17 protein-coding genes and 1 pseudogene are annotated in these 23,692 nt (G+C 68.6%); 7 read left to right on the top strand and 11 right to left on the bottom strand.

What is annotated here, in order from left to right; genetic code table 11:
* Positions 1-112: 112 nt before the first annotated feature.
* The 9 genes and pseudogenes from ACWDEX_RS17480 to ACWDEX_RS17440 all read right to left on the bottom strand — a co-directional run bounded on the left by ACWDEX_RS17480 (position 113) and on the right by ACWDEX_RS17440 (position 12,430).
* Positions 113-1,441: a cytochrome P450 gene (locus tag ACWDEX_RS17480; RefSeq protein ID WP_450464350.1), complete on the bottom strand. Its 1,329-nt coding sequence runs from the start codon at positions 1,439-1,441 to the stop codon at positions 113-115.
* Entirely contained in the window at positions 1,438-2,043 is a 606-nt protein-coding gene (locus ACWDEX_RS17475) for a GTP-binding protein (RefSeq protein ID WP_450464348.1), read from the bottom strand. Before ACWDEX_RS17475 ends, ACWDEX_RS17480 begins: the two co-directional genes overlap by 4 nt.
* Positions 2,018-2,395, bottom strand: a complete 378-nt coding sequence (locus ACWDEX_RS17470; protein WP_450464346.1) for a DUF742 domain-containing protein — start codon at positions 2,393-2,395, stop codon at positions 2,018-2,020. Before ACWDEX_RS17470 ends, ACWDEX_RS17475 begins: the two co-directional genes overlap by 26 nt.
* Complete coding sequence (locus ACWDEX_RS17465; RefSeq protein ID WP_450464344.1) at positions 2,392-2,793, bottom strand: roadblock/LC7 domain-containing protein; 402 nt, start codon at positions 2,791-2,793, stop codon at positions 2,392-2,394. Before ACWDEX_RS17465 ends, ACWDEX_RS17470 begins: the two co-directional genes overlap by 4 nt.
* Complete coding sequence (locus ACWDEX_RS17460) at positions 2,790-3,962, bottom strand: sensor histidine kinase (RefSeq protein WP_450464343.1); 1,173 nt, start codon at positions 3,960-3,962, stop codon at positions 2,790-2,792. Before ACWDEX_RS17460 ends, ACWDEX_RS17465 begins: the two co-directional genes overlap by 4 nt.
* 310 nt (positions 3,963-4,272) lie before the next feature.
* On the bottom strand, positions 4,273-6,963 hold the full coding sequence (locus tag ACWDEX_RS17455; protein ID WP_450464341.1) for a SpoIIE family protein phosphatase: 2,691 nt from the start codon (positions 6,961-6,963) through the stop codon (positions 4,273-4,275).
* Between the two features lie 425 nt (positions 6,964-7,388).
* A pseudogene (locus tag ACWDEX_RS17450) lies at positions 7,389-8,159 on the bottom strand (hypothetical protein); the annotation flags it as partial.
* A 293-nt stretch (positions 8,160-8,452) separates the two neighbouring features.
* Positions 8,453-9,604, bottom strand: a complete 1,152-nt coding sequence (locus ACWDEX_RS17445) for a glutathione-independent formaldehyde dehydrogenase (protein ID WP_450464339.1) — start codon at positions 9,602-9,604, stop codon at positions 8,453-8,455.
* A 396-nt stretch (positions 9,605-10,000) separates the two neighbouring features.
* Positions 10,001-12,430, bottom strand: a complete 2,430-nt coding sequence (locus tag ACWDEX_RS17440) for a lamin tail domain-containing protein (protein WP_450464338.1) — start codon at positions 12,428-12,430, stop codon at positions 10,001-10,003.
* A gap of 477 nt (positions 12,431-12,907) precedes the next feature.
* Between ACWDEX_RS17440 and ACWDEX_RS17435 the strand changes: the two genes are divergently transcribed.
* The 4 genes from ACWDEX_RS17435 to ACWDEX_RS17420 all read left to right on the top strand — a co-directional run bounded on the left by ACWDEX_RS17435 (position 12,908) and on the right by ACWDEX_RS17420 (position 17,452).
* Positions 12,908-14,272: an FAD-dependent oxidoreductase gene (locus tag ACWDEX_RS17435; protein WP_450464336.1), complete on the top strand. Its 1,365-nt coding sequence runs from the start codon at positions 12,908-12,910 to the stop codon at positions 14,270-14,272.
* Between the two features lie 453 nt (positions 14,273-14,725).
* The gene (locus ACWDEX_RS17430) at positions 14,726-15,670 is read left to right on the top strand and encodes an ABC transporter ATP-binding protein (protein ID WP_450464335.1); all 945 of its coding nucleotides are present in this window, start codon (positions 14,726-14,728) and stop codon (positions 15,668-15,670) included.
* The gene (locus ACWDEX_RS17425; RefSeq protein ID WP_450464333.1) at positions 15,667-16,482 is read left to right on the top strand and encodes an ABC transporter permease subunit; all 816 of its coding nucleotides are present in this window, start codon (positions 15,667-15,669) and stop codon (positions 16,480-16,482) included. Before ACWDEX_RS17430 ends, ACWDEX_RS17425 begins: the two co-directional genes overlap by 4 nt.
* Positions 16,483-16,690: 208 nt before the next feature.
* A complete protein-coding gene (locus ACWDEX_RS17420; protein WP_450464332.1) occupies positions 16,691-17,452 on the top strand; it encodes a dienelactone hydrolase family protein in 762 nt (253 codons plus the stop codon).
* A gap of 98 nt (positions 17,453-17,550) precedes the next feature.
* Here the strand turns inward: ACWDEX_RS17420 and ACWDEX_RS17415 are convergent, their stop codons facing one another.
* A complete protein-coding gene (locus ACWDEX_RS17415; protein ID WP_450464330.1) occupies positions 17,551-18,420 on the bottom strand; it encodes a universal stress protein in 870 nt (289 codons plus the stop codon).
* 132 nt (positions 18,421-18,552) lie between these two features.
* On the opposite strand from ACWDEX_RS17415, the gene ACWDEX_RS17410 reads away from it, so the two are divergent.
* Genes ACWDEX_RS17410 through ACWDEX_RS17400 form a run of 3 tightly spaced genes read left to right on the top strand, consistent with a single transcriptional unit; the run spans position 18,553 to position 22,075 of the window.
* Positions 18,553-20,232 carry an FAD-dependent oxidoreductase gene (locus ACWDEX_RS17410; protein WP_450464328.1) on the top strand — a complete coding sequence of 560 codons (1,680 nt, stop codon included), beginning with the start codon at positions 18,553-18,555 and terminating at the stop codon, positions 20,230-20,232.
* Positions 20,229-21,728, top strand: a complete 1,500-nt coding sequence (locus ACWDEX_RS17405) for an ATP-binding protein (protein ID WP_450464326.1) — start codon at positions 20,229-20,231, stop codon at positions 21,726-21,728. The genes ACWDEX_RS17410 and ACWDEX_RS17405 overlap by 4 nt, the downstream gene beginning before the upstream one ends.
* On the top strand, positions 21,725-22,075 hold the full coding sequence (locus ACWDEX_RS17400; RefSeq protein WP_450464325.1) for a UBP-type zinc finger domain-containing protein: 351 nt from the start codon (positions 21,725-21,727) through the stop codon (positions 22,073-22,075). The genes ACWDEX_RS17405 and ACWDEX_RS17400 overlap by 4 nt, the downstream gene beginning before the upstream one ends.
* A gap of 248 nt (positions 22,076-22,323) precedes the next feature.
* On the opposite strand, the gene ACWDEX_RS17395 is transcribed toward ACWDEX_RS17400, so the two are convergent.
* Positions 22,324-23,418 carry a PP2C family protein-serine/threonine phosphatase gene (locus ACWDEX_RS17395; protein ID WP_450464323.1) on the bottom strand — a complete coding sequence of 365 codons (1,095 nt, stop codon included), beginning with the start codon at positions 23,416-23,418 and terminating at the stop codon, positions 22,324-22,326.
* Between the last annotated feature and the right edge of the window lie 274 nt (positions 23,419-23,692).

Here is a 23,692-nt window from a genome sequence, read left to right as displayed (position 1 = left end):
TGTGGTGCACAAGACTCCTTTAACTCATGATCAACATGAATGTCGCGCTACTCCATACCCCGACCATTGAACCGTCATGCAGTACACATCAGTTGACAGGGTGTTACCTACATCACCCTTTCCACCAGGACAGGAAGGCACTCCACACGCCGCGCTCCGGCTTGCTCGGCGTGCGGTCGTGACCTGACGCGGCTGCCTGCACCCGTGGCGGCGGGCTCGGCTGCCGAATCTGCAGCGGGGTGAAGCGGGCGGGCAGGGTGGCCAGGGCCCGGTTGAAGGGGCCGGGGCGCCAGGTCAGACTGTCTTCCGGCACCGCGAGTTCGACGTCGGGCACCTGGTTGAAAAGGTTCTCGATGGCCGACACGGTGATGAGCCGGGCGGGCTCCTTCGAAGGACAGGCGTGCGGGCCCGCGCTCCATGCCAAGTGAGCACGGTTGCTGCCCGCCTGACGCGACGCGGCGAGCGCCGGGCCGGTGTTGGCGGCGGCGAAACTGACGAGCATCAGCTCGCCCGCCGTCACCTTCTGCTCGCCGAACTCCATGTCCGACGCCGGATAATGCGGCGCGTAGTTCGACATGGGCGGGTTCTCCCACAACGTGTCGTCGATGGCCTCATCGATCAATCCGCCCTTGGCGTATCGGTCGTGGGTGAGGAGGCGATGCAGGGTGTTGCCGATGAGGTTGCGCAGCGGTTCGGCTCCCGAGCCGAGCAGCAGCACCAGTTGATGAGCCATCTCCTCGTCGTCCAGTCGCGCCTGATGCTGCATCAGCCACGAGGTGACGTCGTTACCGGGCTTGACCCGCTTGAGCGACACCAGCTCGCTCACGGCCTGGAACAGCACATCGTTGGCCTTCTCGGCGTTGACGCCGTCGAATATGCCGGAAATGCCGAAGAGGACACGGTCACCGATGTCCGCGGGGCAGCCGAAGAGTTCGTTGAACACGAACAGCGGGAGCTGCTTGGCGTAGTCGTTGAGCAGGTCGACCGAGCCGCGGGCGGCGAACTGGGCGATCAGATAGTTGGAAACCCGCTCGGTGCTCTGGCCCAGTTTCCGCGAGTCCACCCGGGCGAAGCTTTCGGTGACCGCCTGACGCAGTCTCAGATGCTCGGCTCCGTCTGTGAACATGCAGTTGGGCCGGTACGCAAGCAGGGGAAGAACCGGGCTGTCCGGGCTGACCTTGCCTTCGTTGAAGTCACGCCAGCGACGCGAGTCCTTCCGGAACGCGCCCGAGTCCTGCAGCAGGTGCAGCGCCGCCGCGTAGTCCGTGACGAGGGTGGCTTCCACTCCGGGCGCGAGCTCGACGGGTGCGGTCGGCCCGAAGTGACGCAGGTACGCGTAGTAGGCCTGTGGGTCGGCGGCGAACTCCGGCCCGTGCAGGGGCACTCGGCCGTGGGCCGGGCATCCCGGTGGAGGCACGGGGGCCGTGAAGTGGTCGTTCATGTCTGCTCCTGAAGGGCACGGTCCTGCAAATAGCGGACGAGTGTGATCAGCGCTTCCGCCGATGAATGCTCGTCACGCGCGTCACAAGCGACGATGGGCGTGTCATCGAGCAGGTCCAACGCCTCGCGCAACGCCTTCTTTTCATGCACGGACGAACCGTCGAAGTGGTTGACGGCGATCGCGTAGTCAAGTCCGTACTGCTCGATCAGGTCGATCACGGCGAAGGAGTCCGCGAGCCGTTGGGGGTCGACCAGCACCAGCGCGCCGAGGGCGCCCCGGGCCATGTCCTCCCACATCTGCACGAATCGCTGCTGGCCGGGCGTGCCGAACAGATACAGCACGACACGCTCGCTGATGGTCAGACGCCCGAAGTCCATGGCCACCGTGGTGGTGGTCTTGCCATTGACTCCCTTGAGGTCGTCCACCGATTCCCCGGCCCTCGTCATCGTCTCCTCGGTGGAGAGCGGGGGAATCTCGGATATCGACCCGATGAAGGTGGTCTTTCCCACCGCGAAGTGCCCGACGACCAGGATCTTCACGGGAGTCTGGTTGGCTCCGTCACGGACGTAGGCCTGCTCATCCAAACTTGGCCCGGAGACCATCCAGCACCTCCTGAAGGATTTCCCGGTCGGCGAGGACGGCGCGCGCGACCGGCGGGCGGGTGAGGAGATATCCGCCTTCGGCGAGGGAAGCAAGGAGGATCTTCACCACGCCGAGCGGCAGTCGAGTGTGCCCCGCGATCTCGGCGACCGAGAGATAGCCACCGGTGCACATCGTCAGCATGCTCTGCTCCTCCGGGGACAGCCGGGTCGGACGCTGTCGTTCGTCCAGTGACGCGGTGACCAGGGTGATGAGGGAGAACTGCTCGTCATCGGGGAGGCTGCGCCCCTTGGTAATGACGTACGGACGTACTAATTCCGCGGCTTCGGCCTCCGGCTTGTCGGGGTCGGTCATGGGCGCGCGCCGATGCTCTCGCGCGGCGGCGTCATCAGAGACTTGCCCAGCTGGCCGACGAGCTGCTGCATCCGGAAGGTGATGTCTCCCATGTCGACTTCAGGAGAGGCCGAGACCGCCAGATACGCGCCTTCGCCGGCCGAGATCAGGAAGACCCAGCCGCCGTCGAACTCGACCAGCGTCTGCCGCCACTGCTGACCGGAGCCACCGCAGAAGAACCCGATCGAACGGCTCAGCGACTGCACTCCGCTCATCGCGGCGGCAGCCGTGTCCCCCATGTCCTTGTCGACCCCCTTCGAGCGGGCCATCAACAGCCCGTCGGCGGAGACCAGGACAGCATGCAGGGCCCCGGGGAGCTCCAAAGCACTGTCAAGCATCCATGACAGATCGTTGTTCACGGGACCTCATGCCCTTCGCTGCTCGCATCGCGTGTGTTGCTCATTTGACCCATGGCGCCCGGACCTGAGGTGCGGCCGGACTGCGTGCCTCGCTGGAAAGCGGCCATGATCGCCGCGGTGTCCTCGTCGGAACGCTTCGGGGCACGTGAGGCTGTCGAATCGTTCGGCACGAGGATCATCGGCCGCTTGCGACGTCGCTTCGGAAGGCCGTCGGCGGTCATGGACGGGTTCAGTGAGGTCTCCGGTCCGCTCGGGGCCGACATGGGCATGGCAGCGGCTGCGGCCGGTGCCGACTCCTTCGGCTCCGGCATGCTGGTGAGGAGCTCGTCGGGCAGCAGAAGGACCGCCCGCACGCCGCCGTAGGGGGAGGAGGAGTCCACGGACACCGTGAACCCGAAGCGCTCGCAGAGCACACCGATCACCGCGAAGCCGAACTGCGGAGGATTGCCGAGTCCCGAAACACCCGAGGCCCGCTCACTCGACAGGAGTTTCTCGGCCCTGGCCCGCTCCTCGTCGTTCATACCGACACCGGCATCGTCGACGACGATGCAAATTCCCTTGGGTACGGTGCGGACGTTGATTTCGACGATCGTGTCCGGGCTCGAATAACTTGTAGCATTGTCGAGCAGTTCAGCGAGTGCCAGGGCCACCGGTTCGACGGCCCTGCTTGTGATGCCGAAGTCGACCTGCGACAGAATTTCCACCCGCTGGAAATGACGGATCCTGCCCTGCGCGCTACGGACCACGTCGTAGACCGAGGCAACATCGCGGTGCCGGCCCACCCAGCCTTGACACAGGACAGCGATGGACTGCGCACGCCGACCGAACTGGGAGTTCATGTGGTCGATTTCCAGGAGGTCCTGCAGCACGACCGACTCACCATATTTGGACTGCAGCTTTGAAATAATCAGCTGCTGCTCGCCCGCGAGGCCCTGAAGCGTCCGCATCGCGGACTTGAGAGCTGACTTGGTCTCCTCTTCCGCCTGCTCCTGAGCCTTTCTGACCGATTCCGAGTAACGATTCTCCAGATCGGTGTAATGGGTCCTTACCTCTTCGACCTCCCGCCGTGAACTCCGCGCCGCTCTACGTTGGCGAACAGCAACGGCAGCCGCGGCAGGGGTTCCGACGAGGAAAGCCCAGAGTGCCGGGTCCTGTATGTACTGCGTCATAAGACTCTCTTCAGACGACTGAAGGCCAGCTGCTGATTTCCCGTCAATGCGGATGAGCCGGCGGGTCACCCGCACCGGATCCACAGCCCGAGCCGCCCCCTAAGTCGCGGATGTCGTTTTACGCCCATCCGCCCGCTCGGTAAGTGCGGTGATCGTATCACCGACACGTCGTGCGACAGACCGTCAACCCATCCGTGAGCTGCGAGAACTGATGAGTACTCAACTTTTACCGATCACGCGTTTCTGACCTGTTTTGGCATGCCCTCACTTGTCCTGGTGTGACCCGTCACACCCGCGAGGGCCGCGTCGATCAGGGCGCCTCGATGGCTGTCGGCAACGCGAGTTCCGCCCAGATCACCTTCCCCTGAGGCGTGTACCGGGTTCCCCAGCGCTCGGCGATCTGCGACACCAGGAACAGGCCCCGACCTCCCTCGTCTGTCGTCGCGGCGTACCGCAGATGCGGCGAAGTGCTGCTGCCGTCGGCAACCTCGCAGATCAGCGTGCGGTCGTGGATCAGGCGTGCACGGATCGGCTCGGAGCCGTAGCGGATGGCGTTGGTGATGAGCTCGCTCAGTACGAGTTCCATGCTGAAGCCGAGATCGGACAGGCCCCACTCGTCGAGTTTGCCGGACACGGCGCCACGCATCCGCGCGACGGCGGCCGGGTCGCGCGGCACGTCCCAGTTGGCGATCCGGTCGGGCGGCAGCGGTCGGGTGCGGGCGATGAGCAGGGCGACGTCGTCCCTGGGCCGCTCGGGCAGGAGTTCGTCCAGCACGGCCTGGCAGCTCTCCTCCGGCGATCGGTCGGGGTACCCCTCCAGCGCTTGCCGCAACAGCTCCATCCCCACGTCCAGGTCGCGCGTGCGGTCCTCGATGAGGCCGTCGGTGTAGAGGACCAACTGGGTGCCCTCCGCGAGGTCCAGCTCGGCCGTCTCGAACGGCATGCCGCCCAGGCCCAGCGGCGGCCCGGCCGGCAGGTCCGGGAAGGTGACGCTTCCGTCGGGGTGGATCAGCGCGGGTTCCAGATGCCCCGCGCGCGCCATGACACAACGACGCGTCACGGGGTCGTAGATCGCGTACAGGCAGGTGGCTCCCACGACGCCCGCGTCCGTCTCCGCGCTCGTCTCGTCCTGGTCGATGCGGCCGACCAGGTCGTCCAGATGACTCAGCAGTTCGTCGGGCGGCAGGTCGAGCGAGGAGAAGTTGTGCACCGCGGTCCGCAGTCGCCCCATGGTGGCGGCGGCATGGAGGCCGTGACCCACCACGTCGCCGACGGCCAGCGCCACGCGGCTTCCGGACAGCGGAGTCACATCGAACCAGTCTCCGCTCACACCCGACTGGGCCGGGAGGTAGCGGTAGCCGACGTCGAGGGCGTTCTGCTCGGGCAGAGCCCGCGGCAGCAGACTGCGCTGGAGGGTGATCGCCAGGGCGTGCTCGCGGGTGTACCGGCGGGCGTTGTCGATACTGACCGCGGCACGGGTCACCAGCTCCTCCGCCAGCGCAAGCTCCTCCTCGTCGAAGGCATCGTGCGGCTTGCAGCGCCAGAAGCTGGCCACACCCAGCAGGACACCGCGGGCCCGGATCGGGGCCACGATGAGCGAGTGGATGCCGTAGGCCAGGATGCCCTTGGCGCGCTCCGCGTCCGGCACATGCCAGATGGTGCTGGTCGACAGGTCGGCCAGCAGCTCGGAGCGGCCGGTGGCGTAGCTCCGCGCCTGGGGCGTGGAGGGCGGGAGGGCGATCAGCCGGCCCTTCTCGTAGAACGGAGAGTCGTCCCGGATACCGCACACGGCGATGCGCCGCAGTCCCGCCGTCGTGGGAGCCGGCTCCTCGCCGCGCAGTACGGCGTCGGCCAGGTCAACGCTGACGAAGTCGGCGAAGCGGGGGACGGCGACCCGCGCCAGCTCCTCGGCGGTGCGGACCACGTCGAGGGTGGTACCGATGCCCACTCCGGCGTCGTACAGAAGCTTGAGCCGCTCGCCCACCACGTGCGCCCTTCCGGACACCGCCTGGAGCTCGGTGGAGTCGCGCAGCGTCACCACTGTTCCCTTGGGGCCTCCGCCGCGGTCCGTGAGCCGCTGGTTGACAGCCAGCAGCCGCTCCCCGGCGAAGTGCACCTCGTCGGTGGCCTCGCGGCCGGAGACGAGCAACAGGACCATGCCGGGTTCGAGGCCCGACAGCTCCGACACGTGCCGGCCCTCGGCGTCCTGGGGCAGCTCCAGCAGCCGTACCGCCTCGTCGTTCGCCAGGAGCAGCCGACCGTCGCCATCCACGATGAGCACCCCTTCGCGTACGGAGTGCAGCACCGCGTCGTGGTGCTCGTACATGCGAGTCATCTCGTCGGGGGCCAGGCTGTGGGTCTGCCGTTGCAGACGTCTGCCCACCAGCGCCGTCCCCGCGGTGGCCAAGGCGAGCGCACCGGCACCGGCGGCCAGGATGATCGGTATCTGCCGGTTCACCTGACTGGTCACGTTCGTGACCTTCATCCCGGCCGCGACGAGCCCGATCACCTTGCCGCCGCCGTCCTTGACAGGAACGATGGCCTGCACCTCGCGCCCCAGCGGACCGTTGACATACTCCGTGTGGACCTTGCCCGCCAGCGACGGACCGATGGCCCCCACCAACGGCTTGCCGATCAGGTCCGGCAGTGGATGGGTGTAGCGGATGCCATGCGTGTTCGCGACCACGATGAAGTCGATGCCGGCGGACTTGCGCCCCGCCTCGGCGGCCGGCTGGAGCGCTTTCGTCGGGTCGGGGGTCTGCAGCGCCGCCACGACGCCCGGAGAGTGCGCGAAGGTCTGTGCCACGGCAATGACGCGTTGCCTGGCCTCGGAGCTGGTTTCCCGCCTCGACTGCAGCACAAGGGCGAAGACGGCGCAGGCCACGAGCAGCACGACCAGCGCCACCTGCAGGAGGAACACCTGCCCTGCGACGCTGCGTGGGCTCCTGCCGGTCAGTGACCGCAGCGACGCACGCCGAAGCCGGACGAAACGGTCCGCCATGTGCCTTTTCTAGCACTGGCCGTCCCGCATGGCCATGTCGGGCCAGAACGGGCACGTCACCTGCCGTCAGGCGGACCGCGGACCTTCCGGGCGATCATCGCCTCGAGCACGCCGCCGATCGGCCTGGCCTGTCGCACCGCCCACCACAGTGCAGCCCGTGACGGCCGCGACCCTCATCGCCCGACGATCCGTGGGGCGGACATCGTCTTATCGCTCTCGGGTCCACCTGCGGTCGATCTCCAAGAGGCGTCGTCGGTCGGCCCGGCGAAGTCGGGGGAGGCGCGTGCGGAACCGGAGGGCGACGACGCACTGCCTGCCGGACGGGCCGTCGGGCGGGGCTCCGCGGGCACCGCCTCTCGGGCACAGGCACTGGTTCCGCGTCGTGCGGGCGCCCGGGCCGTCCACTCGTATGTCGGCGGCGGCACAGGAGACGCGGTACGCGCAGTGGGGACCGGCACGGTCGTCGGTGTCCGTGCGCCGCTCGGCCGGCGTGCCCCGCGCCGGATCGACAGCGCGACCCACCTCTGCCGCAGCCTGCTCCCGCTTCCGTGAAACAGGCCCAGGACGATCGCGGCACCCACCGCGATCAGGTGCTCGCGGCCGGCCAGGTTGGGCTTGACGATCGACTCCACCACCATGGACCCACCGGTGAGGGTGAACACGACGGGAGCGCGCCGGATGACGGCGAGGTAGGTGAACAGGCCCACCACCGCGGCAGACGGTCCGGTGTCGAGCACCTGCCCGGCCTCCGGTGGCAGACCCACGCCCGGCCAGCCCGGCCCGATGGCGATCATCACCCGCACGGTGAGGGTTCCGGCCAGCGTGGTCGCATACGCCAAGGCCAGCGTCCGGGCCCGGCCGAGCATCAGTTCGGCCAGGGCGAAGGCGAGGAACAACTGGGTGATGCCCGCCCAGACCGGCAGGTCGAGAGCCGGGACGTACAGCGACACCGGAGTACGCAGCAGGGCGAGCCACAGCGGCAGATCGGCGTTGACGCCGCCCAGGGCCCGCACCGCCACCGCACCCGTCGGCCGCTGCGCGATCGCGTGGAAGAAGATCACGCCGAAGGCGGCCACGAACGCCAGCAACAGCCCGGACAGCCCACGCCGCATGAGTTGTCTGACCGGATCGACGACCATGCTGTACCACTCGCCCCGCAGCGTGCGCGCGATGAACAACACGCCCCGGACACACATGGCAGTCAATTGCCCCGGCCCGGCACCACTCGCACGGTCATGCCGCCTCCCCACCCCATGACGCAAGAACTTCCCCCCAACATCCACACAACGCTCCATCGTATGGACCGGAATCCAACCGCCGGCCGAGTGGTGCCGGGCGAGTGGATGTGCCTCCTCAGGATTCCCTACGTGGCAAGGGATGTCGCGTCAGCGCAACGGCTGCGGGGGTCGCCCGGACGCGGTGGGTGATGCGCCGGGCCGGGACGGTGACAGGCCCCCAGCGGGGTTCTGCGCCCGGACTCCGTTCTCTCTCAAGCCGCGAGTGCGTGGCCGGGGTGCAGCACCACCTTGGTGTAGCCCTCGATCCGCTTGTCGAACTTCTCGTACGCCAGCGGTGCCTTGTCCAGCGGCAGTTCGTGGGAGACCACGAAGCTGGGCTCGGCACGTCCGGCGATGATCAGGTCGCGCAGTTGGCGGTTGTACTGCTTGACGTTGCACTGCCCGGTGCCCATCTGCTGACCCTTCTCGAACATCCTGCCGATGGACACCAGCAGTTGGCCGTGCTTGGCGTGTTCGTCGGGTCCGCCCGGGTCGGAGGGCACATACAGCCCCGGCACGCCGAGCATGCCGGTCGGCCGCACCGTCTCGACAAGCGCGTTGAGGACGACGGCGGGTTCCTCACGGCTCGCGTCGGACGACTGGGCCTGGTATCCGACCGCGTCCACGCCCTTGTCGGTTCCTTCTCCGCCCGTCCGCTCCTTGATCTGCTCGGCCGGGTCGGCCTGGCTGAAGTCGATGGGGATCGCCCCGATCTCCTCCGCTTTCGCGAGACGCTCGGGCACCCGGTCGACGCAGAACACCTTCGACGCGCCCCGCAGCAGCGCGGAGTAGGCGGCCATCAACCCCACCGGTCCGGCACCGAAGACGGCCACGCTCTCGCCGGGGGACACCTGAGCGAGTTCGCATCCGTGATAGCCGGTCGGGAAGATGTCGGCGAGCAGGACGAAGTCGTTCTCGAACTCTTTACCCGGCGGCAGCTTCAGGCAGTTGAAGTCGGCGAAGGGCACCCGCAGCCGCTCTGCCTGACCACCGGCGAACGGGCCCATCGCCACGTAACCGTAGGCCGCGCCGGCGAAGCCCGGGTTGACCGTGAGGCAGAACCCGGTCTTCCCTGCGAGGCAGTTCTTGCAGAACCCACAGGCGACATTGAAGGGCATGACCACACGGTCGCCATGCACAAGGGAGGTCACGCCGCTGCCGATCTCCTCGACGATGCCGAGGTTCTCGTGTCCGAAGACGATGCCCGCCTCGGCTGCCGTGCGACCCTCGTACATGTGCAGGTCCGATCCGCAGATCGCGGTCGACGTGACCCGTACGATCGCGTCGTTCGGGTGCTCGACCTCCGGATCGTCGACGTCCCTCACGGCCACTTTGAAGGGCTTCTCGTAGACGACGGCTTTCACGTCGGTCACCTCCGCGTCGAGCGCTGGATGACGGTGGCGAGGGACAGCCGCTGCCGGAGGAACACACAGGCGGCCGCAGGGCCGTCGATCGATGCCGTCGCCCCGGGTGGTCTTGCTTCGCCGCCGGCTAGTTCCAGGTAACGCCCGAACGGTACGGGCCGCAACCCACGCCGGGAGCGGCAGCGGGCCTGGTCCTGGGGCGCCTCGGGGCGGGTCCGGCATCCGGCCGACGACGAGCGCACTCGACGGTAAGTCACCTGAAGTAGTTGGAAGTTCACTCAGTAGAGTTAGGGGCGGCTTGACTACACACGGCCTTCCGTCTGCAAGACGCGTGTGGCGTGCACGCCGTCGCGCGCACGCCACACGAATCGCCGACAGGAAGTCAGCCGAAGACGACTACTTGAACCGGACCACCTGGGGGTCGTGGTCGCTCGCCTGGTCGGAGAACTCGGCGTTGATGTGGACGACGTCGTAGTCGGGCTTCTTGATGGCGGGCGAGACCAGGATGTGGTCCAGCGTCTGCGAGTTGCCGTCGTAGACGTAGCTGTACCGCTCGTTCACCGGCAGCGTGTTGATCAGGTCCGTGAGGACACCGCCCGAAGTCAACGTGGTCAGTGGCTTGGAGAACTGATAGTCGTTCAGGTCGCCCAGGACAACGACCTTGGCCTTCGAGTCCCTGGCGAGGAGGCTGGAGACGAAGGTGTTGACCTCCTTGGCCTGGTTCGTGCGCTGGATCTCGGAGCTGAGCGTCGGCGGCTGGAGGGCGCCGTGCACCGGCTGGTCGCCGCCCTTGGAGTTGAAGTGGTTGCCGATGACGAAGAACTGCTGGTTCTTCTGACGGAAGACGAACTCCCCGACCAGCGGCTTGCGGCTGCTGTTCCAGGCGCTGGAGGTGGGGTTGATCCTGCCGGGCGAGACCGAGAGCTTCACGCCCTTCTTGCCGTCGGCGACGGCCTCGACGGCCGTGGTCGAGTCGCCGCCCGACCGGTCCACGAAGCTGACGCGCTGGGGATTGAAGAGGAAGACGATGCGGATGTTGCCACCGGGCTGGCCGCCGTCCATGTTGTTGACCGGGTCGATGGAGCGCCAGTCGTACGCCGGGCCTCCGGCCGCCTTGATGGCGTCGACGAACTGACCGATGGTCTTGTCGGCCGCCACCGTGCCGTCGTCCTTGGGGCCGGTGTTGTCCTGGATCTCCTCCAGGCTCACGACGTCAGGGGCGGCCAGGTTCTTGACGACACCCTGGGCCAGCCGGTCGAACTTGCTCTGCGAGTCGGCCGGGGAGAGGTTCTCGACGTTGTACGTGGCGACGGAGACCTGGTCGGACTTGCCCTTCTGCGCCACCTCCGGGGTGATCCCGCCCGACTTGACGGTCCCGAGCGTGGTCGCCTGGAGGTTGTAGCCACCGTAGTTGGCGTAGTCCACGGGGCCGACGGTCGTGCCGGTAAGGGTGTCACCGACATTGGCCTTGAGCTGGCCACCGGTCAGCGAGGTGACCAGCAGACGCCCGGAGTTGGGGTTGTCGTAACCGGTGAGGACCGTGCCACCGCGAGAGGTCGGGTTCTGCTCGGGCTTGGTGGTGATCCACGTCTCGTTGTAGGCGTTGGTGGCTCCCACCACACGCGAGTCGCCGATCTGCACCAGCATGCCCTCGTGGGCTTCCAGCCAGTCCAGCGCGAACTTGTCGGGCTTGAGCTCCAGGGACTCGATGCTGCCTCCCTGGGCCTGCGGCGCATAGGCGTCGGGCAGCGTCGAGGCGTCGATGACCTCCGGCTCCGGCAGCTTGTTACCGGAGGACAGCACGATCGCCGTCGGGCTGGTCAGTTCGGTGACGGACTGCGAGCCGCTGCTCTGGCCGCCGGGGTAGTAGTCGCTCACCTTGCCCGAGACGAGTACCGAGTCACCGACCTTGACCTGCGGGGTGGCCGAGCCCGTGAAGACGAAGATGCCTTCGCTCGTGGCCGGGTCCGCGTCCGGGGTGGTGTCCTGGATCCAGTACCCCTTCGAGCCGGTGCTGCGCACGCCGGTCACCACACCGGGCACATTGGTGACAGCCTTGCCGTTCTGCGGGGATATGCGGGTTTTGCCCTGGATGTCATGGATGCGGAGCTCGCCCGGAGTGGTGTCGGTGGGCGTCGGGGTGGGCGTGGGCGTCGAGGATCCGCCGTCGCCCGTGGAGTTGCGGGGGCTGGGTGCGGAGCCGGTGAAGTCGGCCGAGTTGTCGTCCGTGTCGGTGAACCCGGCGTCACGGGAGACGGAGGTGGTGTTGCCGGCCCCGGTGGCGGGGTTGCCCTCGCGAACCACGGCGGTGCCGTACCCGACCAGGTCCTTGATGCTGCCGTCCGCCGCGCAGTCGGCGGCGGTCAGGCAGGTGAGCGCGGTGGTCGAGTGGACCAGCGCCACGGTACCGGTCGTCGCCGACATGCTGATGGTGCCGGTGGCATCGGGAGTCGGCAGGGCGGTGTCGCCGCCGGATCCCTTGGCCTCCTGGACCAGGTAGGTGCCACCCGCCGGGACGGCGCCCGTGAGCGGGGTGACCTGCCACTTGGTGCTGGTGGTGGGTGAGCCGCTGAGGTACTGCACGGACCAACCGCTGAGGTCGAGCGATGCGGTGCCCGCGTTGCCCAGCTCGATGAAGTCATGGGTCAGCGAGGCACCGGAGTTGCCACCACCGCCGTAGACCTCGGAGATGACGGCGTCCGGCGAGGGTGCCGCCTGGGCGGTGAAGGGAAGCGCGATGAGCGAACCGGTGAGACCGATGGGGAGGGCTACGAGGACGACCTTGGCACCTCTGCCGCGCAGGGCCGGGGGTATGCGTGAGGACACGTGGGGCTCTTTCTTGCGGAAGGAGACGTGAGAAAGACGCAGAATGACCATGTGGGAGGCGTGGGGCACCTCTGAAGTCGGCCCAAAGATACGCGCGTAGACACACGGGCAACAAGACACGGAGCCCGCCGGCCGACAAGCGTTTCCCAACTGTTCCCCGAAAGTACGGACCTTGACGACGCCGTGCGGGAACGTCGGAGCTGACGTGACGTCAACGACGCACATCCTGAAGCGCCAAGAAGGAGAAAAGGGAGCAGATGGGAAGGAAAGGGAGGGGAAGGGCACGCGTCCGGCAACAGCACGAATCCCGTTCGTACCGACTCGCCCGAAGCGATGGACGCCACGAAGAGACCCCGGTACCACGGGGTCACACATCAGCCCTATAAGGTCATGGAGCGGACCCGTACATCAACTTAGGTTTGCCTTAGTTTAGAATTTCGGGCGAGTTGTCTGTTATCGCTCGAAGGGAACCTGATCATGTCCCGCCCCCTGCGGGTAGCCATTGTCGGAGCCGGCCCCGCCGGGATCTACGCCGCCGACGCACTGCTGAAGTCCGAGGCTGCCACCGACCCCGGCGTCTCCATCGACCTCTTCGAGCGGATGCCCGCCCCGTTCGGCCTCATCCGGTATGGAGTCGCTCCCGACCATCCGCGGATCAAGGGCATCATCACGGCCCTGCACCAGGTGCTCGACAAGCCGCAGATCCGCCTGTTCGGCAACGTCGACTACCCGGCCGACATCACCCTGGACGACCTGCGCACGTTCTACGACGCCGTGATCTTCTCCACGGGTGCGACGGCCGACCGGGCCCTTGACATACCCGGCATCGACCTCGACGGCTCCTACGGGGCCGCCGACTTCGTCTCCTGGTACGACGGGCATCCCGACGTGCCGCGTACCTGGCCACTGAAGGCGGAGAAGGTCGCCGTCCTCGGCGTCGGCAACGTCGCGCTCGACGTGGCCCGCATCCTGGCCAAGACAGCGGACGAACTCCTGCCCACCGAGATCCCGCCGAACGTCTACGACGGGCTCAAGGCCAACAAGGCCATGGAGATCCATGTCTTCGGCCGCCGCGGCCCGGCACAGGCGAAGTTCAGTCCGATGGAGCTGCGGGAACTGGACCACTCCCCGAACATCGAGGTCATCGTCGACCCCGAGGACATCGACTACGACGAGGGCTCGATCGCCACGCGGCGCGGCAACAAGCAGGCCGACATGGTCGCCAAGACGCTGGAGAACTGGGCCATCCGCGACGTCGGCGACCGGCCGCACAAGCTGTTCCTGCACTTCTTCGAGTCACCGGCCGAGATCCTCGGCGAGGACGGCAAGGTCATCGGCCTGCGCACCGAGCGCACGGCCCTCGACGGCACCGGCAACGTCAAGGGCACCGGCTCGTTCCAGGACTGGGACGTCACCGCGGTCTACCGCGCCGTGGGTTACCTGTCCGACGAGTTGCCCAAGCTGCCCTGGGACATCGATTCGGGAACGGTGCCGGACCAGGGCGGGCGGGTCGTCCAGGAGACCGGCGAGCACCTGCCGTCCACGTATGTGACCGGCTGGATACGCCGCGGCCCCGTGGGCCTGATCGGCCACACCAAGGGCGACGCCAACGAAACGGTGGCCAACCTGCTGGACGACCACACCAACGGACGTCTGCACACCCCCGCGTCCCCCGCGCCCGAGGCCGTGGACGCGTTCCTCGCCGAGCGGAACATCCGCTTCACCACGTGGGAGGGCTGGTACCGCCTCGACGCCGCGGAGAAGGCGCTGGGCGAGCCCCAGGGGCGTGAACGCGTGAAGATCGTCGAGCGTGAGGACATGCTCGGGGCGAGCGGCGCCTGACCACCCGGTTTGTGGGCCCGCCGACGAGGCTTCCCCGTCGGCGGGCTTCTTTCATGCAAAGGGCTGTCCCGTAATCCCTGGCGGGTCAGCGCGCGGCGTCAGATGCTGGGGGCGCCTCCCACGCCGTTCAGGCAGTGGGGGAGCATCGCAAGGCGGAGGGGCGTCCACATACTGGATGTATGCGGACGTTCCGACAACGCGGCGAGGTGCCGTAGCTGTCGTCGCGCGCCCGCCAGGGATTATCGGGACAGCCCTAGGCCTGCACCTCACACCGTCCTTCCGGCGGGTTCCGAGCGGCTGGTTCTCACCGGCCGGAGCAGTCCCGCGCGACAGACCTTCGCACCCGTACGAAGGTGGAGGCATCCCGCGGCCCCGAGCACAGCAGACTCCCGACGCCCCGGGTCCCGGCATGAGACGCGTCCGGCCGCGTACGGACTTCTGTGAGGAAATTTCATGATTGAGGCGCATTCCCTCACCAAGCGCTACGGAGAGACCACCGCCGTCGAAGACCTCAGTTTCACGGTGCGCCCCGGCACAGTGACCGGGTTCCTCGGACCCAACGGGGCCGGCAAGTCCACCACGATGCGAATGCTCCTCGGCCTGGACGCGCCCACGTCGGGCCGGGCCGTGGTGAACGGGAAGAGCTACGCCGAGCACCGGGCACCGCTGCACGAGGTGGGGGCGATGCTGGAGGCACGTACCGTCCACACCGGCCGCAGCGCATACAACCACCTGCTGGCGCTCGCCGCGACGCACGGAATCTCCGCGCGCCGGGTCAACGAGATGATCGACATCGTCGGGCTGCGCACGGTGGCCAGGAAGCGGGTCGGCGGATTCTCACTGGGCATGGGGCAGCGGCTGGGCATCGCCAGTGCGCTGCTGGGCGACCCGGCGACGGTGATCCTCGACGAGCCCGTCAACGGCCTGGATCCGGAGGGGATCCTGTGGATCCGCAATCTGCTCAAAGGGCTCGCCGCCGAGGGGCGGACGGTCCTGGTGTCCTCGCACCTGATGTCGGAGATGGCGCTGACCGCCGAGCACCTGATCGTGATCGGGCGGGGGAGGCTCATCGCGGACACATCGGTGGCGGAGTTCACCGCGCGGGCCGCGGGTGCCGTGGTGCGGGTGCGCACCGGCGAGGCGGAGAAGCTGCGCGGTCTGCTGGCCGGGCCGGACGTGTCCATCACCGCACAGGAGCCGGGTGTGCTGTCGGTGACCGGGCTCAGCAGTGACCGGATCGGGCGGATCGCGGCCGACCACGGCGTCCCACTGGCCGAACTGACGCCACAACAGGCGTCGTTGGAGGAGGCGTTCATGGAACTGACCCGAGCTGCGACGGAGTTCCAGGCACCGGCGGCACAACTCATCGGCGCGGGCGGGGAAGGACGCGCGGCATGAGGACGGCAACGGTGATTCCCGATGCGGAGCGGGGCAAAGTCACGCAGCTACGAGTGATCCGCTCCGAGTGGATCAAGCTGCGGTCGCTGCGTTCGACGCTCTGCACCCTGCTCGCCGCGGTCGTCGTGATGATCGGCCTGGGCTTCCTCTTCAGCTACTTCACCGCTGACCGCTGGTCGCACCTGCCGCCGGAGGAGCGGCTGAACTTCGAGCCGGCACTGGTCAGTCTGCGCGGCTTCTACCTGGCGCAACTGGCCGTCGGTGTCCTGGGTGTGCTGGTGGTCAGCGGCGAGTACGCCACCGGTATGATCCGGGCCTCGCTGTCCGCGGTGCCGCGCCGCCTTCCCCTGCTGTGGGCCAAGGCGCTGGTGTACGCGGCGGTGGCATGGGCACTGATGACGGTCGCGTCGCTGACGGCGTTCCTGGTGGGGCAGGCCGCGCTGTCCGGCCACCACCTGGGCACCTCGCTCAGTGCTCCTGGCGTGCTGCGCACGGTGCTCGGCGCCGGTCTGTATCTGACGGTCGTGGGTTTGATCGGAGTGGCGCTCGGCGCGCTGATCCGCAACACCGCGGGCGGGATCGCCACGCTCTTCGGTGTGCTGCTGGTGCTTCCGGTGCTCGCCGAGGCACTGCCGTCGTCCTGGTTCGACGCGATCGACAAGTATCTGCCGAGCACAGCGGGGCAGGGCCTCCTGCACATCCAGCAGCAGCCGCACACGCTCGCCCCCTGGACGGGGTTCGCGCTGTTCTGCCTCTACGCTCTGGTGGCCCTGGCCGGGGCGGGGGTGGCGCTCAAGAGACGGGACGCCTGATGGCGGCCTCCGGCCGAGGTGCTGACCCGTTCCCGGGCGGGGGCCGTACCCGCCGACGCGCCGTGCGATCTCTCGCGCGGGCGGCGGACGCGCGACGGAACGCGGCCGCTGGTGACGGACCGTCTCCGGGAAAACACCTGCGATGATGACACCTGAAGACCCGGCCTGACCGCCACCGGCCGGATGTCCAGACGCAGCAGGAGAACACATGACCGCCACCCGTGGGATCTCCGTGGAGATCCATACCCAGGACGGCACGGCCGATGCCTACCTGGCCTTCCCGGACGACCACAGCCCGCACCCCGCGGTTCTGCTCTACATGGACGCCTTCGGGGTGCGCCCGTCTCTGAGGAAGATGGCCGACCGCCTCGCCGGGAACGGCTACACGGTCCTCGTGCCCAATGTCTTCTACCGCCATGGGCGGGCACCCGTGGTCGAACTGCCCGAGTTCATCGACGCGGAGCGCAAGGAACTCTTCCAGCAACTCACGCCTCTCATCCGGTCGCTGACACCTGAAGTGGCGAACCGCGACGCCGATGCCTATCTGCGCTGGCTCGCCGCCTGCTCGCAGGCCGCCGACGGGCCGGTCGGTGTCGTCGGGTACTGCATGGGCGCCCGGCTGGCTCTGCGCGCTGCCGGCTCCCACCCGAAGCGGGTCGCCGCCATGGCCGGCTTCCACGGCGGACGTCTGGCGACCGACACCCCCGACAGCCCGCATCTGGTGGCCGACCGGATCACCGCGGAGGTGTACTTCGGCCACGCCGACCAGGACCCCTCACTGCCGCCCGAGCAGATCGAACGGCTCGACAAGGCGTTCACCGAGGCCGGCGTCCGCCACCGCAGCGAGGTCTACGCCGACGCACCCCACGGCTTCACCCAGGGCGACACCTGCGAGTATCGTCCCGAGGCGGCGGAGCGCCACTGGAGGGAACTGCTGGCCCTCCTGAACCGCACCCTGCTGAGCGTGTGAGTCCACGGGCGGGCGCGGACACCGTGCGGCCTGAAGCGCCGGGACAGCGTCGCCGGGCGCCCGCCTGACGGCAGGGTCTCGCGGGCGCCCGTCGCCCGTCAGGCGGGCGGTACGACGGCCACCGGGCAGGGCGCGTGGTGCAGCAGCGCGTGCGCCACCGAGCCGATGCGCGGCCCCACGACATGGGCGGTATGGCGGCCCACCACCACGAGTTGGGCGTGAGCAGCCGCCTCCAGCAGCACCTGGCCCGCGCTGCCCATCTCCACCTGCTCGGTCACCGGCACGCCAGGAAAGCGTTCCCGCCAGGGCCGCAGCGCCTCCTCCAGCGCCTTCCTCTCGTACGGCTCCATGCCGCCGGTCTCCTCGAGCAGCTTCAGCGAGGCGGGGCTGTAGGCGAAGACGGGCGGCAGGCTCCAGGCGCGGACGACGCGGACGGCCGCTCCCCTGGCCGCCGCTGTGGCGAACGCGAATCCGAGCGCGGATGCGCCGTCCTCCGGCTCCCCGTGCTGGCCGACGACGATCTCACGGCCCGCCGCCTCGGTCGTGGCAAGGTCGTCGGAGCGGACCAGTACCACGGGCCGGGCGGACTCGGCGATCACCTGCCGGCCCACGGAGCCCAGCAGGAAGCCCACGAGCGCACCGTGCCCGCGCGAGCCCAGCACCAGCAGTTCGGCCTCGCCCGCCTCGGCGACCAGCGTTCCCACGGGCGCGCCCTCCAACGCCTCGGCGGTCACGGTCAGCTCCGGGTGCCGCTCGCCGATCGTGCGTCGCACCCCGTCCACGATCTCCCGCGCCCAGCCGTCCTGGGCGTCGCGGTCGGCGCCCGGGGCGATGTCGTAGGACTGCCACTGCCAGGCATACACGATCCGCAGCGGCAGGGACCGACGCACCGCCTCTCGGCCGGCCCAGGCCGCCGCGGCGACGCTCTCCGGTGATCCGTCGACTCCCACAGTGATCGGGCGGGTCATACAGTTGCCTTCCTGTCCGGGTCTCGGTGGCCTCACGCCTACCGATTCGGGTGCCCACCACATTACGAGGCAACACGGGTCGATCGAACATACGATGAGCGGGAAGCCGATGAGTTCGGGGTGGGAGACCTAATGACACAGGCTGCGGACGCGGCTGCGCGGACCGTCATCCTCACCGTGGACGACGACCCAGGGGTGTCGCGTGCCGTGGCACGCGACCTTCGCCGCCGCTACGGCGCGTCGTACCGCATCGTGCGTGCCGAGTCCGGTGAGAGCGCGCTGGAGGCGCTGCGCGAGCTGAAGCTGCGCGGGGACCTGGTGGCCGTCATCGTCGCCGACTACCGGATGCCGCAGATGAACGGCATCGAGTTCCTCGAGCAGGCCCTGGACGTCTACCCGGGTGCGCGGCGGGTGTTGCTGACCGCGTACGCGGACACCAACGCGGCCATCGACGCGATCAACGTCATCGACCTCGACCACTACCTCCTCAAGCCGTGGGATCCGCCCGAGGAGAAGCTCTACCCGGTCCTGGACGATCTGCTGGAGGCATGGCGGACCTCCGACTACAAGCCGGTGCCCGTCACCAAGGTGGTCGGGCACCGCTGGTCGGCGCGATCGTCGGGGGTCCGGGAGTTCCTCGCCCGCAACCAGGTGCCCTACCGCTGGTACTCGGTCGACACTGCGGAGGGACAGCGGCTGCTGGCGGCGGCCGGGCAGGACGGTGAGCGGCTGCCGCTCGTCGTCACCACGGACGGCACACCGCTGGTGGAGCCCGACGATCCGGACCTGGCGGCACAGGTGGGGCTGGCGACGACGCCGACGGCCCAGTTCTACGACCTCGTTGTGATCGGTGGCGGACCCGCCGGGCTCGGGGCCGCCGTGTACGGGGCGTCCGAGGGGCTGCGGACCCTGCTGGTGGAGCGGTCCGCGACCGGCGGGCAGGCCGGGCAGAGTTCCCGGATCGAGAACTACCTGGGCTTCCCTGACGGTGTTTCGGGCGGTCAGCTGACCGACCGGGCACGTCGGCAGGCCGCGAAGTTCGGTGCCGAGATCCTTACCGCGCGGGAGGTGTCCGGTCTGGAGATCAACGGCTCCGCCCGGGTCGTGCGGTTCTCGGACGGGACCGCGATCGCCGCGCACAGCGTGATCCTTGCCACCGGCGTGTCCTACCAGCAGCTTCATGCCCCGGGCCTGGAGGAGCTGACGGGGTGCGGGGTCTTCTACGGCTCGGCGCTCACCGAGGCGCCGGCCTGCTCGGGGCAGGACGTGTACATCGTGGGCGGTGCCAACTCCGCAGGCCAGGCGGCGATGTACCTGTCCCGGCGCGCCAAGTCGGTCACCCTGCTGGTCCGGGGCGCCTCGCTGTCGGCGTCGATGTCGCACTATCTGGTCCAGCAGGTGACGGAGGCGCCGAACATCATCGTGCGCACGTCCACCGTCGTGGAGTCCGCGCACGGCTCGGGCCACCTGGAGCAGCTGACGCTCAGGGACGTGGTGACCGGGCACACCGAACTCGTCGACGCGCAGTGGCTGTTCGTGTTCATCGGGGCGGCCCCGCTCACTGACTGGCTGGAGGGGACCGTGCTGCGCGACGAGCACGGGTTCATCATGGCCGGTCCCGACATGACCAGCGACGGGCAACCGCCGCCGGGCTGGGAACTGGAGCGGCCGCCGTACCACCTGGAGACCAACGTCCCCGGTGTGTTCGTGGCGGGCGACGCGCGCTACGAGTCCGCCAAGCGGGTGGCCTCCGCCGTGGGCGAGGGGGCCATGGCCGTGATGCTCGTCCACCGGTATCTGGAGCAGTCGTGAGCAGCCGGCCGATGCCGTGCGACCGGGCGGAGCTGAGCACGCTCTTCCTGTTCGAGAAGCTGGACCAGGACCAGCTCGAACGGCTGTGCCGAGAAGGCCGGGTGGAACTGTTCGAACCCGGCCCGGTGTACACCGAGGGCGAGCCCGCCACCTGTTTCTTCGTCCTCCTGAACGGCACGGTGGTGCTCTCGCGCCGGGTCGGCACCGACGACGTGGAGATCTCCCGGACATCGCAGCGCGGCGTGTACGCGGGTGCCTTCCAGGCGTATCTCGGGAACCGGGCGCGGGCCTCGCAGTACAACGGTTCGATGCGGGTCACCGAACCCTCTCGGTTCTTCGTCCTGCCCGCGGAGACCTTCGCCGCGATCATGCGGGACTGGTTCCCGATGGCGGTGCATCTGTTGGAGGGGCTGTTCTTCGGCACCAAGAACACTCAGCAGGTCATCAACCAGCGGGAACGTCTACTGGCGCTCGGTTCCCTGTCCGCGGGCCTCACCCACGAGCTCAACAATCCGGCCGCCGCGGCCGTGTCGGCGACCTCGGCACTGCGCGAGCGGGTCGCCGGAATGCGGCACAAGCTGGGCGGGATCGCCGCCGGACGCTACGAGCCTGACGCCCTGATGGCCTTGGTCGACATCCAGGAGCGGACGGCCGAACAGGTCGCCAAGGCCGCGCCGCTCAGCCCGCTGGAGGCGTCCGACCGCGAGGACGCGCTCGCCGACTGGCTCGACGACCACGGCATCCAGGACGGCTGGCAGGTGGCGCCGGCCTTCGTGCAGGCCGGGCTCGGCACCGACTGGCTGGATCAGATCGCGAGGGCTGTCGACGCTCGGAGCCTCGAAAGCGCGATCCGCTGGCTCGGCTACACGGTCGAGACGGAGCTGCTCATGAAGGAGATCGAGGACTCCACGACCCGGGTCTCCACGCTCGTCAACGCGGCCCGGCAGTACTCCCAGCTCGACCGGGCGCCCTACCGGATCGCCGATGTGCACGAACTCCTCGACAGCACCCTGCTGATGCTCTCGGGGAAGATCGGCCGGCGGATCACCGTGGTCAAGGAGTACGACCGCACCCTGCCGGCCGTTCCCGCCTATCCCGCCGAGCTGAACCAGGTGTGGACGAACCTCATCGACAACGCGGTGTCGGCGATGAACGACGCGGGCGGAGAGGGCACATTGACCGTGCGGACGGCTCTCGACCGCGACCAGGTCCTGGTCGAGTTCCGCGACACGGGGCCGGGGGTACCACCGGAGATCCGCGACCGTATCTTCGAGCCGTTCTTCACCACCAAGCCGGTGGGCCAGGGCACCGGTCTGGGCCTGGACATCTCCTGGCGCATCATCGTCAACAAGCACCACGGCAGCCTGGAGGTCCACTCGTCGCCGGGCGACACGCGATTCCAGGTACGGCTGCCGCTGACCGCCGAGGAGTCCGAGATCATCGAGCCGGACTCCACCGCGCGGCCGGGTTCCGAGACAGCAGCGGAGGCATCATGACCACAGCGAACGGAATCGACCCCAGCGTCCCGCCGAGCGGCACGGGCTGCGCGGAGTGCGACGAGGCGGGCGGCTGGTGGTTCCATCTGCGGCGGTGCGCGCAGTGCGGGCACATCGGCTGCTGCGACGACTCGCCCGCCCGGCACGCCACCGCCCACCACCGCGCCACCGGTCATCCGGTGATCCGCAGTTTCGAGCCGGGCGAGGGCTGGTTCTGGAACTACGTCACCTCCGAGCTGGACGAGTCCGGGCCCGACCTCGCTCCCCCGCTCAGCCATCCCGCCGACCAGCCCGTTCCGGGACCGGCCGGCCGGGTGCCGGCGAACTGGGCGGAGACGCTGCGCTAAGGGCTGGCCCGTAACCCCTGGTGGATCAGCGCGCGGCGTCAGATGCGGTGCTTCGCAAGACGGAGGGGCGTCCGCATACTGGATGTATGCGGATGTTCCGACAACGCGGCGTGGGGGTCCCCCCTGCTCGAAGAGCTTGGGGGAGTGCCGTAGCTGTCGTCGCGCGCCCGCCCGGGATTGCGGAACAGTGCCGCAACAGGCAAGGTTTGCCCCGTCGCGGCACTGGCGGATGAAAAAGGCGGCCTCGGCTACTCATGGGTCTCGCCGTCGAGGCGGTACGCGGCAAGGGCGGCGGTGTCGTCGTCGAGGATTCCGCCGCTGAAGGCGAGCAGGTCCTCGTGGAGGTGGTCGAGAAGTTCCCGGGGTGGGAGGGTGGCCCAGGGCCGTACGCGTTCGCTGAGCGGGTAGAAGGTTCCGGCGCGGTCGCGTGTCTCGGTCACACCGTCGGTGTAGAGCAACAGTTGGTCACCGGGGTGGAAGGGCACCACGTCCACGTGGTAATGGTCCCCGACCAGAAAGCCGAGGTTGATCGGCGGGGACGGATCGTCCGCCTGCAGCTCGGCGACCCCGCCACGGCCGAGGAGCAGGGGCGGTGGATGGCCGCAGTTGACGAGGCGGGCCACGGGTTCCTCATCGGGAATCTCGGCGAACACGGCGGTGACGAAGCGCTCCTCGCTGCCAGACAGTTGCTCGGCCCTGCGACGCATGCTCAGCTCGACGCGGCGGGCCACCCCGGTCAGGTCCGGCTCGTCGTGCGCGACCTCGCGGAAGGCGCCGAGCATCGTCGCGGCCGTCTCCACCGCGACCAGGCCCTTGCCCCGGACGTCGCCGATGAGCAGACGGACTCCGTGCGCGGTGGGCACCGCCTCGAACAGGTCGCCGCCGATGCGTGCCTCCGCGGCCGCCGACAGGTAGAGCGTTTCGATGGAGACCTGGCCGAGGCGGTGGGGTACCGGGCGCAGCAGCACTCGCTGCGCGGTCTCGGCCACGGAGCGCACGGTGGCGAGGGTGCGTTCCCGGCGTGTCCGGTGGGCGGCCAGGACCGTGCCGAGGACACCGATCACGGCGGTGGCGATGTAGGAGGCCACGTAGTGGCGATCCCACAGGTACACCCCGGAGCGGCCCGCACAGCAGGGAGTGCCGGCCAGGATGCCTTCGAGCACGACGGCGAAGACCGTGGTGGCGGCGACCTTGGCGGGGCCGTGGGCGTAGGCGGCGATCACGGGGAGGGCGATGAGCAGGTAGCTCACCGGCCACTGCACGGGAGTGATCGGTTCGAGCACCAGGATCACCGCGGTGTAGACGGCCGGCAGCCAGCGCATCCATAGGGGCGGGGCGGGCACGTGCAGACCGCCTGTGCCGTTCGCCTGCGCCGGACGACGGTCTTCGGCTGTGCGGGGTCCGGGCCACCTCACGGCTCGCTCCGGTGGTCCTGACGCATCCGCTCACACGGCCTGTACACGAGAACTCCCGGCAGGGCTTGATCAAGACAACCGGCTCGATGCGGCTCACCCGCGCGACCCGACCACCACTCCGGTCGGGCATGTCAGGATCTCCGGGATAAATCCTACGACGCCGAGATCACGTGTGAGGAGCCCGAGCCGCATGAGGCTGGGC

Source organism: Streptomyces sp. NPDC001020 (assembly GCF_053599115.1).
This window is presented reverse-complemented; position numbering and strand designations above follow the sequence as displayed.